Origin of the sequence: Oceanomicrobium pacificus (assembly GCF_009833495.1) — a bacterium.
Taxonomy (GTDB): Bacteria; Pseudomonadota; Alphaproteobacteria; order Rhodobacterales; family Rhodobacteraceae; genus Oceanomicrobium; species Oceanomicrobium pacificus.
Window position 1 is genome coordinate 524,586 of the sequence record NZ_WUWG01000001.1, and the last position, 13,498, is coordinate 538,083.

Below are 13,498 nucleotides of genomic sequence, written 5' to 3' on the forward strand. Positions count from 1 at the left end.
TTTGCGTCAAGGGCTTTGACGCACCCACGTCAACGGTTTCCGACAGGCCAGCCGGGATCGCACGCTTGTGACAGGGCGCGGCGGAACCTGGCCGGCCCCCGCTCTGTTGGTTGGGAAAGCTGCCCTGCGGCACCCTTGGATTTCAAACGGAGGCTTTCATGAAGAAGATACTTTTCGTCCTCACCTCGCACACCGATCTGGGCGACACCGGCAAGCCCACGGGCTTTTACTTCGAGGAGATGGCCGCGCCCTATTATGCGCTCACCGATGCGGGGCACGAGGTCACGCTCGCATCGATCGCGGGCGGTGCACCGGACCCGGACCCGGGCAGCCTCGACGCGGATGAGGACGCACGGCCGGCCCCCGTCCGCCGGTTTCTTGCCGACAAAGCCGCGATGACGAAACTTGCGGAGACGAAGGCGATTGCGGACACGGATGTGTCCGGTTTCGACGCCATCTTCCTGCCGGGAGGGCACGGCACGGCGTTCGACTTTCCCGAAAGCGATGCACTGGCCGAGCGGGTCGGACAGGTGTTCGATCAAGGCGGGATCGTCGCCGCCGTCTGCCACGGGCCTGCCGGTCTCGTGAATGCCAAGACCGCCCACGGCGCGCCGCTGGTCGAGGGGCGCCGCGTCAACAGTTTCACCGATGCGGAGGAACGCGCCGTCGAACTGGACGGGGTGGTGCCCTTCCTTCTGGAAAGCCGGCTCCGCCAGCTTGGTGCGCATTTCGAGGCCGGCGACACGTTCACGGAAAAAGCGGTCCGCGACGGACGCCTCATCACCGGCCAGAACCCCATGTCGAGCGACGCGGTCGCCCGCCTGATGGTCGAGGCGCTCGGCGAGAGCTGACGTCGGTTAGTTGGTCGGCTGGTCCCGCAGGGCGCGCAGAATGTGGTCCGCAGCCAGTTGCGCGCCTGCGGCGTTCAAATGCGCGTCCGCCGCATAGAGGTCCCGCGGCGCACCCGTGGCCTCGAACGGCGGGACAAGGTCGATCAGTCCGACACCTGCCCCTGCCGCCGCATCCGCCACCATCTCCCGCAACGGGTCATGCACGAAATCATGCGGCAGGAGCCCGCCGAACCGGTCGACAGCCGGCAGGTAGATGACGGTGAACTCGCCACCCCAGACCGCCGCCGTCTCTTTCGCGGACACAAGCACATCAGCAAAGGCGGGGATTTCGGGCAGCGCCTTCGGATAATGCAGGCCCAGCGCCGTTGCGACGTGGTGGAGCGCCAGAAAATTCCGCAACACCGACTGGCGTTTGAGGAAACTGCCTATGGACGCGGCCGACCCGTCCCACCAGCGGCCGACCATGTCGCGGGCCGCCTGCTCTTGCGCATCGGTCATCCTGACGGGGCCGGCATCCACGTCCCCGTCGAGCACGGAGGACAGCCAGGATCGCTGCAACTCGTTCTCCAGATTGGTCCAGTCATTGCCCTCAAAGAAGAGCATCAGGGTCATGTCAGGCCGGAAATGCGGTCCAAACCGTTTGAGCACTGCAAGTTCAAGCAACGGGCCCATGCCACGGCTGCCGGTATTCACCAGCGACAGGCCCGACGCGCGCATCCGGTCCGCCAGATGGGTGCCGTCAGGCAGGCAGATCCCTTCCGCGAAACTGTCCCCGAGCAGCAAAATCTCCACAGGCGCGTCTGCCTCGGGTGCCGGATTGCGAAGCCCCAGTGCATCTGCGCGGTAGGAGACAGGCGCACCATTCTTGCTGCACAGGAGCACCTCCGCCTCCGGAATGCCGGTCAGGATGGCGTCGGACAGGGTCTCGACGCCGAGGTCCCGGTTCATGGCTTTCACCGTGACGGCGGGCGGATAGCCGTCGGCAAACCGATCGGCGTCCAGTTCCCCGTCAACGATCCCCGCCAGTCCGGCCTGTTTCGGCAGGAGGCGATAGGTCATCACCGCTTCGAAGAGGAAAAGTGCAAAGAGGATCGAACTGGCCGTGATCCCGACGCTGAGCGCCGCTTCCGATGAAAGGAAAAATGCGCACAGCACAAGCATGGCCGAAATCGCGAGCGGTCCGACAATGTAGCGCAACAGGCGCGGCGTGTCGGATGCGTAGTCGGAAAAATTCAGGGCGGCATAAAGCGCGACCAGCGCAAAATAAGCGGCTGGCAGCAGGCACAGCCAGAGCGCCGCGCGGGATGGCGCGCCGTCCCTAACCATCCGTGGCCGGTTTCCGTGACAGCGCCCTTCGGTCCGATAACCGCTCAATCAAGCTCGTACTTCTCCTCATAGCTCTCCATGAGTGCCGGATCCTGGGCCGATTTTTCAAGATAGAGGTTGCCGATGACAAGCGCGTCGATACCGGTGCCCATGAAGCAGCGGAATGCATCCGTCGGCGTGCAAACGATCGGTTCGCCGCGCACGTTGAACGAGGTATTGACCACCAGCCCGCAGCCCGTCAGCGCCTTGAAGCGCGATATGAGCGCGTGATATTTCGGGTTGGTGTCGCGGTGCACGGTCTGGACGCGGGCGGAATAGTCCACATGGGTAACAGCCGGGATGTCGGACCGGGCCACATTCAGCTTCTCGATCCCGAAGAGCGCCTGTTCTTCCGCGCTCATCTGCCGGCGGATCTCCTCCTGCACGTCGGCGACGAGGAGCATGTAGGGGCTGTCATCGTCGATCTCGAACCAGTCGGCGACATCCTCCCGCAGAACCGAAGGCGCAAAGGGCCTGAAACTCTCGCGGAACTTGACCTTCAGGTTCAGCACCTTCTGCATGGAGGGCGAGCGCGGGTCGCCGAGGATCGACCGGGCGCCGAGCGCCCGCGGCCCATATTCCATCCGCCCCTGGAACCAGCCGATCGCCTTGCCGTCGGCCAGTGCGGCCGCCGCACGGGCGAGCGCCGTATCCTCGTCCATCTGTTCGAACCGCGCACCGGCCGCGGACAACTCCGCCGCGCTTTCGGAATCGGAGAAGGCGGGTCCGAGATAGCTGCCCCGCATCGCATCAGGTGCAACCGGTTGACGCGGCTCGCCCAGTTCCATGTGCCACGCCGCCTGTGCCGCGCCGAGCGCGCCGCCCGCGTCGCCGGATGCGGGCTGGACCCAGAGATGCTCGAACGCGCCGTCCCGCAAGATCTTGCCATTCGCGACACAATTGAGCGCGACCCCGCCCGCCATGCACAGGTTCGCAATGCCATATTCGGCGGCGAGCGCGCGCGTCATGCGCAGCATCACCTCCTCGGTCACGGCCTGGATCGAGGCGGCCACATCCATATGGAACTGGGTCAGCCTGTCGCTCTCGGGCTGGCGCACGGGTTCGCCGAACAGGTCCTCCATCGCCTTGCTCGTCATCGTCAGCCCGGCGGTGTAGTTGAAATAGCGCTGATCGAGCCGGAAGGATCCGTCCGGTTTCAGGTCCATCACCTTCTCAAGGATCAGATCCTTGAATCGCGGCACGCCGTACGGGGCCAGCCCCATCACCTTGTATTCGCCGGAATTTACCTTGAAACCGATATAGTAGGTGAAAGCCGAATAGAGCAGGCCGAGCGAATGGGGAAAATGCAGTTCCCTGACGATCTCCAGCCCGTTGCCGCGCCCGATGGCGACACTTGCGGTTGCCCATTCCCCGACACCGTCCATCGTCAGGACCACGGCTTCCGCGAACGGCGAGGGATAGAAGGCGCTGGCCGCGTGGCTGATATGGTGTTCCGTGAACAGGAGTTTGGCATCGTCGAAACCGGGATCGATCCGGCGCAATTCCTTCTTCATCAGATCCTTCAGGAACAGCTTCTCCCGCAGCCAGACCGGCATCGCCATCCGGAAGGAATTGAAGCCCCGCGGTGCTACCGCGAGGTAGGTCTCAAGCAGCCGCTCGAACTTCAGGAACGGCTTGTCATAGAAAGCCACATGCGCGACGTCTTCGAGCCCGATCCCCGCTTCGGCAAGCACGTAGCGGATCGCCTCGGCCGGAAACCGCGGGTCGTGTTTGACGCGGGTGAACCGTTCCTCTTGGGCCGCCGCGACGATCGTCCCATCATGCAGGAGGGCAGCGGCGCTGTCATGGTAGAGGGCCGAAACCCCGAGGATATAGGTCATCGATCAGAAGAGCGTGTAGATGAACGGCGCCACGGCAGAGCCCTGGCTGAGAACGATCAGCGCGCCGAAGACGGCCAACACGATCACGATCGGGAAGAGCCAGTACTTCTTGCGCTGCCTCAAAAATCCCCAAAGTTCAGCGAACATCGACATGAAACACCTCAATCCTACTCGTTAATACTGCAGACGCATCGACATGGGCGGCGTGGTCCGCTCGATCCAATAGCTCTCCGCCTCCGGTTCCAGCCGCAGCGACAGGAGGTCCTTTCCCGTCAGGCGCAGGAGAAGGCCGGTCGGGATGAAGGCAACAAGAAAGACAAGCGCCATGATGATCGGCGCAATGATGGCCCCGAGTATCAATCCGAACCGGAACCAGATGCGGTTCGGCCATTTGAGGGCCGCCGGCGCAAAGAGGGCCAGAAGGGCGAACAGCGCGGCGATTGCCGCAAGTGTCCAGCGTGGATCATGGCCGCGCAACACGGGAAAAAAAGCAAACAGGCTGAAGACAACCGCAAAAACAAAACCGAAGTTTCGTTCCGATCCCATATCTACAGTCACGTTCGATTTGTGGTCGTTCATAGCAGGTGTTCCCCAACACAGCAGAAAACAACTTAAAGCAGAAAAGCCGCTTTGAATAGACCTGCTTTCAAACGCTTTTTAGTGCCTCATTGCATACTGTCCAAGGTGCCCCGCGGCGATAGTCAAAAGCCTTGGGGCAGGCCTACGAACGAAAAGATCACCCCCGCAGCGTCCGGCCACGGGGGGTCAAATGCCCTCGTCGGAGCGCGCCTACTCGGCCAGGTGGCAGGCGACCTTGCTGGTGCCGATCAGCCGCATCTGCGGGCGTTCGGCCTTGCAGATATCCGCGGCCAGCGGACAGCGCGGATGGAAGGCACAGCCCGACGGCGGGTCGATCGGATCGGGGATCTCGCCCGTCGGCGGCGGCACCTCGCGGCCAAACCCGTCCATCCGCGGCGCGGCGTCGAGCAGCATCCGCGAATAGGGATGTTTCGGGTCGGTAAAGAGCGTCTCGGGGTCCGCTTCCTCGACCAGTCGACCCAGATAGAGCACGCCGATCCGGTCCGCCATGTGGCGCACGACCGTCAGGTCGTGGGTGATGAGCAGATAGGTCAGACCAAGCTCGTCCTTCAGGTCGCTCATCAGGTTCAGAACCTGCGCCTGCACGGACACGTCGAGCGCCGAGGTCGGCTCGTCGCACACGATCAGCCGCGGGTTCGACGCCAGCGCCCGCGCGATGCAGATGCGCTGCCGCTGGCCGCCGGAAAATTCGTGCGGAAACTTGCCCGCATCCGACGGATGCAACCCGACCTGTTCGAGAAGTTTCTCTGCCAGCCCCTTCGTGTCGCCGCCTTTCGAGGCCACAGGTTCGACAATGATGTCGCGCACCCGCCAGCGCGGGTTGAGCGAGGCATAGGGGTCCTGGAAGATCATCTGGATGTCCGACCGGACCTCCGCGACCTTGTCGCCGTCGGTTTCCTTGGCGAGGTTCACGCCCTCCACCTCGACATCACCGCCCGACGGGTTCAGGAGCCCGACGAGCATCTTGCCGATGGTCGATTTGCCCGACCCGCTTTCGCCGACGAGCGCATAGGTGGTGCGTTCCTCGATTTCGAAATCAACCTCCGACACGGCAGTCAGGAAGGCCTTTCCGCGCCGCTCCAGAATCCGGTTCAGGAGCGGTTTCGACACGTCGAAAATGCGCGTCAGGCCGCGAACAGTCACATGAGCGGTCATTCGGCGGCCTCCGTCACCATGGGGAACCAGCAGGCGGCACGCCCGTCCGTGAGCGTCGGCGCCGGTGCCGTGCGGCATTTGTCAGCGGCCCGCGGGCAGCGCGGATGGAAGGCGCAACCGTCGGGCATGTAATTCAGTTTCGGCATCGATCCCGGGATCTGGTGCAGGCGGGTCTGGCCCTGCGACGCGAGCGGCGTCGAAGCCATCAGGCCATGCGTGTACGGGTGGCGCGGTTCCGTCAGAACCTCACGGACGGGTCCGAGTTCGGCCAGACGGCCGGCATACATGACCGCCACACGATCGGCGGCTTCCGCAATCACACCCATATCATGGGTGATGAGCATGACCGCCGTGCCCCGCTCGCGGCAGAGCCGTTTCAGAAGCGCGATGATCTGGGCTTGCACCGACACGTCGAGCGCGGTGGTCGGCTCGTCGGCAATGACAAGGCTCGGCTCGGCACAGAGCGCGAGCGCGATCACAACGCGCTGCCGCATGCCGCCCGAAAACTCATGCGGATAGCTGTCGATACGCTCCTTCGCACCGGGAATGCCGACCTCGTCAAGCGCGGCCACGGCCCGCTTCTCGGCCTCTTTGCGGCCGATCGGCAGATGCGTCAGCATCGTCTCGGTCAGCTGGTCGCCGATCGTCAGGAGCGGGTTGAGCGAGGTGAGCGGGTCCTGGAAGATCATGCCGATCTCCTTGCCGCGCATCCGGCGCATCTCCTCGCCCTCCAGCGGATCGATCCGCGCGCCGTTCAGCCGGATCTCGCCGCCGGCAATGTGGGCCGGACGGTTGAGCAGGCCGATCACCGCGTTGCCGGCCATCGACTTGCCGGCGCCGCTCTCGCCCACGACGCCAAGGATCTCGCCCGCGGCAATGTCGTAGCTGACGCGGTCGACGGGTTTCAGGATGCCCTGCCGGGTCGGGATCTCGACCGACAGGTTGCGAATGGACAGAACGGGCGTGGTCACCGGAGCCTCGGATTCAATGCGTCGCGCAGCCAGTCGCCGAGCAAGTTGACGCTCAGCGCCAGCGCAAGCAGCGTGCAGGCGGGGAAGAAGAGGATCCACCATTCACCGGAGAACAGAAATCCCTGCCCGATGCGAATGAGGGTCCCAAGCGAAGGTTGGGTCGGCGGCGCGCCGACACCGAGGAAAGAGAGCGTCGCCTCTGCGATGATCGCCAGCGCCAGCGAGATGGTCGCGATGACCAGAACCGGGGACAGCGCGTTGGGCAGGATATGCTTGAGCATGATCGCCCAGGGGCTGCGCCCGATCAACCGCGCCGCGGCCACGTAATCCTTGCTCTTCTCGACCAGTGTCGCACCGCGCACGACACGCGCGAACTGCACCCAATCCGACAGGCCGATGGCCAGGATCAGCACCCAGATCGCCATCTGGTCGCGATATTCGACCGGCGTGAACCCTTTGGCGATGCCGAAGATCAGCATGGCGACAAGGATCGAGGGGAAGGTCAGCTGCACGTCGGCGACGCGCATGATGATCGTTTCCGTCCAGCCGCCGAAATAGCCCGAGACGAGGCCCAGCGTGATCCCGAGCACCATCGCGAAAAGCACGGCCGACGCCCCGACAAAGAGCGAGATCCGCATCCCGTAGAGGATCGTGGAGAAAACATCGCGCCCCTGATCGTCGGTCCCCATCAGGAACGCGTCGCCGGTAAAGGCATTGGGCTCCAGCGGCGGGGTGAAGCCGTTCATCAGGTTCAGGCTCGCAGGGTCGAACGGATTGGTCGGTGCGATGAGCGGCGCGAAGACCGCCGACAGCACAAGGATGCAGACCACCGCGAAGGAAACGAGCGCCACGGGCGACCGTTTGAACGCGTAGAAGAAATCGCTCTCGCGGAAATCCTGCCAGAGGCTCTTGTCCACGGCCTCCGGCGGGGCGGCCTGGTTTGTTTGGGTATCGGTCACGAATGGCCCCCTGTCCGATCGACCCGCAAGCGGGGATCGATGAATACGTAAAGAATGTCCACCAGCAGGTTGATGCCCACGAACATCACGGAGATGAGCATCAGGTAGGCCGCCATCACGGGGATGTCGACGAACTGGATCGCGTTGATGAAGAGCAGGCCGACGCCCGGCCACTGGAACACGGTCTCGGTGATGATCGCGAAGGCGATGATTGCGCCGAGCTGCAGGCCGATCACGGTCACCACCGGCACCATCGTGTTCTTCAGCGCATGGTGGAAGTTGACGGCGCGTTCCTTCAGGCCGCGGGCGCGGGCAAAGCGGATGTAATCCTGCCGCAAGACCTCCAGCATCTCAGAGCGCACCAGCCGCATGATGAGCGTCATCTGGTAGAGCCCGAGCGTGATCGCCGGCAGGATCAGCGCCTTGCGGCCGCTTTCGGTCAGGAATCCGGTCGTCCACCAGTCGCCTATGGAAACGGTCTCCCCCCGCCCGAAGGAAGGCAGCCAGCCCAGCTCCACCGAGAAGAGGTAGATGAGCAGGATTCCGATCAGGAAGGTTGGCAGTGACACGCCGATAAGCGACGCGGCCATGATGATATGCGCCGTGGCGCCGTTCCTCCGTATCGCCGTGAAGACCCCGAGCATGATCCCGATCGCAATCGCCAGAACGCCCGAGACGAAGGCCAGTTCCAGCGTTGCCGGCGCGCGTTCCAGTAGGATCTCGGACACTTCGCGGCCCTGCCGGTAGCTGACGCCGAAATTGCCCTGGATCGCCCCTTCGAGGAACCGGAAATATTGCACCGGGAAAGGCTGGTCGAGCCCAAGCTGCGCGCGCAGACGCTCCACATCCTCGATGGTGCGTTCCTGACCGAGCATGTTGTCGATCGGATCGCCGACGAAGCGGAACATCGAGAAGGCGACGAGGCCGACGATCAGCAATACGAGGATCGATTGCCCGACGCGGCGGATGACGAAGGCCAGCATTGAGGTGTTTTGCCTTTCCTTGAGGCCGGACAGGCGCCCGGCGGATGCCCCGGCAGGACCGGGGCACCGGTTTTCATGTTCAGTTGACGGTGACCCACCGCAGGATGAAGAAATTGTCCGGCCGCTGGGTCAGTTCGATATTGCTGCGGGTGCCCCAGACGAGCGGCTGCACGTAAAGCGGCACATAGGCCACTTCGTCCTGCAGGATCTTGGCCGTCTCGTCGAGCATCGCCTGCCGCTTGTCCGCGTCGATCTCCGACTGGATCATCGGCAGAAGCTCGTCCACACGCGCGTTGGAAAAGCCGCCGAAGTTCCAGGAGCCGAGTTTCTTCTCCTCGTTCGGCGTGGCAGCAAGGAAGCGGATCGGATGTTCGGCATCGAACGTGCCCGGCGACCAGCCCAGCAGGTACATGTCGTAATTGTCGGCCCGCAGTTCCGGCCAGTAGTTCTGCACCGGCATCGCGTCGAGCGTCGCGGTGATGCCGACCTGCGCCAGCATGCCGGTGATCGCCTGGCAGACGGCCTCGTCGTTCAGATAGCGGTTGTTGGGGCATTTCAGCCCGAAGGAGAACCCGTCGGGATAGCCGGCCTCCGCCAGCAGCGCCTTGGCCTTTTCCGGGTCATAGGCCGGACGTTCGGACAGGCCTTCGGAATAGCCATTCATTGCCGGAGAGACGAGCTGGCTCGCAGGCTCCGCATTGCCCCGCATGGTGGTCTGCAGGATCGCCGGCACATTGACCGCATGGGCCACGGCCTGCCGGACGCGGACATCGGCAAACGGGTTCTTGTCGCTGGTTTCGGCGGAATATTTCAGCGCGTCGGCCTCATGCGGGAAACCGAGCATGATGATCCGGGCCTCGATGCCCTGGATGACATTCACGTCCGGATCGCTCTGCAGGCGCGCCACATCCTGGATCGGGACGGGGTTGATGAAATCCACATCCCCCGACAGGAGCGCGGCCAGCGCGGTCGCGGGGTTCTGGATCGGGGTCAGCGTGGCCTTGGTGATGTTGTGCTCGACATCGCCCCACCAGCCGTCATGCGGCATCAGTTCGGTGCGCAGGCCCGGCTCGCGGGCCGTGACCTTGAAGGCCCCGGTGCCATTGGCATTGATCGTGGCGTAGTTGCCATTCTCCTTGTCGGGCAGCGTGGCATTGTTGGCCTCGGCCCAGCCGCTGTCCATGATCATCCAGTTGGCGATCGAGGAGGGGAAGATCGGGTTCGGCGCGCTGGTCATGAAATCGACGGTGTAATCGTCGACCTTCACGACCTCGGATATCGGCGCGAACCAGCTGCGCGTGTCGGACCCTTCGTCGGACGCGCGCTCGTAGGAAAAGATGACGTCGTCGGCATTGAATTCCGCCCCGTCGTGGAAGGTCACGCCCTCGCGGAGCGTGAAGCGCCAGCCTTCGCCGTCGCCGATCGGCTCCCAGTCGGTGGCGAGCGCCGGTTCGACACTCATGTCCTTGCCGCGGCGCACCAGCCCTTCATAGACATTGTTGAGGAATCCCAGCACCGGCGTCGAGTTGACGGCATGCGGGTCCATCGTCTGCGGATCGGTGGTTTCAGCCCAGGTGAATTCCGCCGCCCCGACGGGCAGCGCGACAACGGTTGACGCAAGAAAGGCGAAGATCGTTCGTTTCATAAGATTCATCCTGTTCGGTTGAGTGACCACCCGGACCGGGGCAGCGGTGTAATTCAAGCCGTTCCGGGCTTCCACCCGAAAAAACCATCCCGGGGAAGGCAAGCTTCCCCGGGACAGATGTTATGCCAGTCGCTTCGCGATGAACGTCATTTCATCGTGAAGTACTTGACCTTCGGCTGATCTTCGGGATCGACCTCGATCCCGACACCTTCGGCCATGCCCCAGTTCAGGACCTGGTGATGGATCGGGATGTAGAGCTGCTCGTCCTGAACGACACGCCAGATGGCGGCAATGTCGGCATTCCGGGCTTCCAGATCGGTGTTGGAGGCCAGCGATTCGATCTTCGCGTCGATTTCGTCATTGTCGAAACCGGTGCCGTTCCAGGTGCCGATATCGTCTTCACGACCGTGCACGAGGAAGTTGAAGATATATTCCGAATCGTAGGTCGGAACGCCCCAGCCGAGCATGTAGAAGTCGGTCTTGCTGTCGGTGATCAGCGGGAAGTGCTGCGCCTTGGGTTTGGCGTCGAGATTCACCGTGATACCGATCTGGCCGAGCATGCCGACGGCAGCCTGACAGATCGCTTCATCGTTGATGTAGCGGTCGTTCGGGCAGTCGAGGCGGATCGAGAATCCGTCACCGTAACCGGCTTCCTCCATCAGGGCCTTGGCGGCCTCGATGTCGGTGGTGCTTTCGGCATCCATCGCTTCGGTCCAGCCGTTCACGAAGGGCGGCGCGATCATGCCGGCCGGCTGGGACTGGCCGCGCATCACGACCTGACGGATGGCGTCGCGGTTGATCGCCATCGACATGGCCTTGCGGACGCGCACGTCGGCGAGCGGGTTCGCGCCGTCGACATTGTCAGCTTCGATATCGTCGGCACCCTGGTTCATGCCGAAGAAGATGACGCGGTTCTGCGGCGCCTGCTTCACGGTCAGACCGTCCGCGGATTCGACGCGGTCGAGATCCTGCACCGGCATGTCCTGAAGGAAGTTCAGTTCACCGGAGAGAAGTGCTGCGACGCGGGTCGCGGCGTTCTGGATCGGGGTGTAGACGATCTCGCTCACTTCCAGCGGGAAGTCGTTGCGACCCCAGTAATCCTCGTTGCGGACCATGACGGTTTTCACGTCCGGCTCGCGGCTCTGGAGCACATAGGGACCGGTGCCGTTCGCGTTGGTGGTCGCGAAGGTGATCTCGCCGCCCTCGAAGTCCTGCACGTTGACCGTGTCGTTCGCTTCCGTCCAGCCCTTGTCCATCATGAACAGGTTGGTCAGGTTCGACGGCAGGATCGGGTTCGGACCATCGGTGACGATTTCGACCGTGTAGTCGTCCACAGCGCGGACTTCGGTGATCGAGCCGATCAGCTCTTTCATGTCCGAGTTCGGCTGTTTGGCGCGCTCGAAGCTGAAGACAACGTCTTCGGCGGTGAAGTCGGCACCGTCGTGGAACTTGACGCCTTCACGCAGCTTGAACACCCAGACATTCGGGTCGGCTTCGCTCGGCGCCCATTCGGTCGCCAGCGCGGCCTCGAACGCACCCGTGGTGTCACGGATGATGAGCGGCTCGTACATCTGGTGGCGGATGGTATGGGTCGGCCCTTCGTTCTGTGCGTGCGGGTCGAGGGTGAGCGCATCGCCGGCCCGGGCCCAGCGCAGGGTTTCGGCGCTTGCGGGAACGGCCATCGCGACTGCGAAAGACGCAATGACGGCTTTTGATACGGTTTTCATGAGAACTCCCATTATTGTTATCGGCGGACACTGTTCGCCAAATTTTCAGGAATCACAAGACCCGGTCCGGAGATTTACCTTCCCCTTACGTAACGGCCAGCAGCCCCTCCCGGTCCGCGCCTTGCAGGCTTGGGTTTCGCACCACACACAGGCCCTGAAACGAAAACACCGCGCCCGTATCGGGGCGCGGTGTGGTTCGCAAAGGGCCTGTGCCGGACGGGCTCAACCGCGGAAATCAGGCGCGTTTGGCTTCGGCCAGACCCAGTTCGCGCAGGACCTCTTCGGTATGTTCACCCTGCATCGGCGGCGGGGTCGAGGCGCGCGGCGCGGCGTTGGTGCGGATGGGACAGCCGATCAGTTTCATCGGCCCGGCTTCGGCATGGGTCACGTCCACGATCATGCCGTTCACGCCCGCCTCGGGTCGGGTCAGCGCCTCCGCAGGCGTGACGATCCGCGCGCACAGGATGCCCTGCGCTTCCAGCGCCGGCAGCCAGTCGCCGGTCGATTTCTGCACCAGCCGCTCGGCAATCGCGGCGCGCAGGGCGTCACGGTTCTCATATTGCAGGACCGGCGTCGCAAACCGGTCTTCCTGCGTCAGGTCCGGCAGGCCAAGACCCTTGCAGATCAGTTGCACCGGATTGTCGGTAAAGACGGGCGAGATCTCGATATAGCCGTCCGCGGTCCGCCAGGCATGCGGCAGGGTCTTTTCGGTCAGGGTCAGGTTCACGTCGCCCGCATCGGCTGCGGCCGGGTTGAGCGCCTGCGGCCCGTCCCAGACATGGGCGGTGAGCGCGGCACTGTGCAGATCGGTGAAGACCTGGCAGCCCTTGCCCGTGCTGGCGCGGCTCACCAGCCCCCCGAGGATCGCATTGGCCAGCACCAGTCCTGCGACGTGATCGACCGACACGGTCGGCGGTGCGGGCAGGCGGTTCGCGTCACCGGCGGAGAAGAGCCCGCCTTCGGCCGCGGCCATCTGCGCATGGCCGGCACGGCCGCGCTCTGCATCCGGTCCCTGCTCGCCCCAGCCGGAGGCCGAAGCATGGACGATCCGCGGGAAGCGCGCGTGCAGCGTCTCGAAGTCGATGCCCATCTTGCGGTCCACGCCGGGGCGGAAATTGTGCACGACGACATCGGCCGTCTCCAGCAGGCGATCGAGCGCCGCCTGCCCGCTCTCGGCCTTCAGGTCGAGCACGATGGAGCGTTTGTTCCTGTTCAGCCCCGCGAAAGGCATGCTCACATCGCCGACGAAAGGCCCCCAGGCGCGCGACCAGTCGCCCCGTCCCGGCCGTTCGATCTTGATCACGTCCGCGCCAAGGTCGGCCAGCAGCAATGTCGCAACCGGCCCTTGCCAGACATGGGTGAAATCCACGATGCGAATATCCTTGAGCATGTCGTACATGT

Annotated in this window: 12 protein-coding genes; 1 reads left to right on the forward strand and 11 read right to left on the reverse strand. The window is 63.7% G+C overall.

What is annotated here, in order from left to right; all coding sequences use genetic code 11:
• Positions 1 to 158: 158 nt before the first annotated feature.
• Positions 159 to 851 (forward strand): type 1 glutamine amidotransferase domain-containing protein, encoded by a 693-nt coding sequence (locus GSH16_RS02680; RefSeq protein WP_160851594.1) that lies wholly within the window; start codon positions 159 to 161, stop codon positions 849 to 851.
• A gap of 6 nt (positions 852 to 857) precedes the next feature.
• Here the strand turns inward: GSH16_RS02680 and GSH16_RS02685 are convergent, their stop codons facing one another.
• From GSH16_RS02685 to GSH16_RS02730, 11 genes are all read right to left on the reverse strand, one after another.
• On the reverse strand, positions 858 to 2,177 hold the full coding sequence (locus GSH16_RS02685) for an SGNH/GDSL hydrolase family protein (protein ID WP_160851596.1): 1,320 nt from the start codon (positions 2,175 to 2,177) through the stop codon (positions 858 to 860).
• A 44-nt stretch (positions 2,178 to 2,221) separates the two neighbouring features.
• Positions 2,222 to 4,057: a carbamoyltransferase family protein gene (locus GSH16_RS02690; protein ID WP_160851599.1), complete on the reverse strand. Its 1,836-nt coding sequence runs from the start codon at positions 4,055 to 4,057 to the stop codon at positions 2,222 to 2,224.
• A 3-nt stretch (positions 4,058 to 4,060) separates the two neighbouring features.
• The gene (locus GSH16_RS15760; RefSeq protein ID WP_205524025.1) at positions 4,061 to 4,204 is read right to left on the reverse strand and encodes a DUF5989 family protein; all 144 of its coding nucleotides are present in this window, start codon (positions 4,202 to 4,204) and stop codon (positions 4,061 to 4,063) included.
• A gap of 27 nt (positions 4,205 to 4,231) precedes the next feature.
• Positions 4,232 to 4,636: an SxtJ family membrane protein gene (locus GSH16_RS02695; RefSeq protein WP_160851601.1), complete on the reverse strand. Its 405-nt coding sequence runs from the start codon at positions 4,634 to 4,636 to the stop codon at positions 4,232 to 4,234.
• Between the two features lie 210 nt (positions 4,637 to 4,846).
• Positions 4,847 to 5,812, reverse strand: coding sequence for an ABC transporter ATP-binding protein (locus GSH16_RS02700; RefSeq protein WP_160851603.1), 966 nt, complete (start codon positions 5,810 to 5,812; stop codon positions 4,847 to 4,849).
• Positions 5,809 to 6,783, reverse strand: a complete 975-nt coding sequence (locus GSH16_RS02705; RefSeq protein WP_160851605.1) for an ABC transporter ATP-binding protein — start codon at positions 6,781 to 6,783, stop codon at positions 5,809 to 5,811. Before GSH16_RS02705 ends, GSH16_RS02700 begins: the two co-directional genes overlap by 4 nt.
• Entirely contained in the window at positions 6,780 to 7,700 is a 921-nt protein-coding gene (locus GSH16_RS02710; protein WP_328803188.1) for an ABC transporter permease, read from the reverse strand. Before GSH16_RS02710 ends, GSH16_RS02705 begins: the two co-directional genes overlap by 4 nt.
• Before the next feature lie 38 nt (positions 7,701 to 7,738).
• Positions 7,739 to 8,725, reverse strand: coding sequence for an ABC transporter permease (locus GSH16_RS02715; protein WP_160851610.1), 987 nt, complete (start codon positions 8,723 to 8,725; stop codon positions 7,739 to 7,741).
• Positions 8,726 to 8,804: 79 nt separating this feature from the next.
• Entirely contained in the window at positions 8,805 to 10,370 is a 1,566-nt protein-coding gene (locus tag GSH16_RS02720) for an ABC transporter substrate-binding protein (protein ID WP_160851612.1), read from the reverse strand.
• 146 nt (positions 10,371 to 10,516) lie between these two features.
• Positions 10,517 to 12,097, reverse strand: coding sequence for an ABC transporter substrate-binding protein (locus tag GSH16_RS02725; protein WP_160851614.1), 1,581 nt, complete (start codon positions 12,095 to 12,097; stop codon positions 10,517 to 10,519).
• A gap of 235 nt (positions 12,098 to 12,332) precedes the next feature.
• Positions 12,333 to 13,496 (reverse strand): CaiB/BaiF CoA transferase family protein, encoded by a 1,164-nt coding sequence (locus tag GSH16_RS02730; protein WP_160851616.1) that lies wholly within the window; start codon positions 13,494 to 13,496, stop codon positions 12,333 to 12,335.
• Between the last annotated feature and the right edge of the window lie 2 nt (positions 13,497 to 13,498).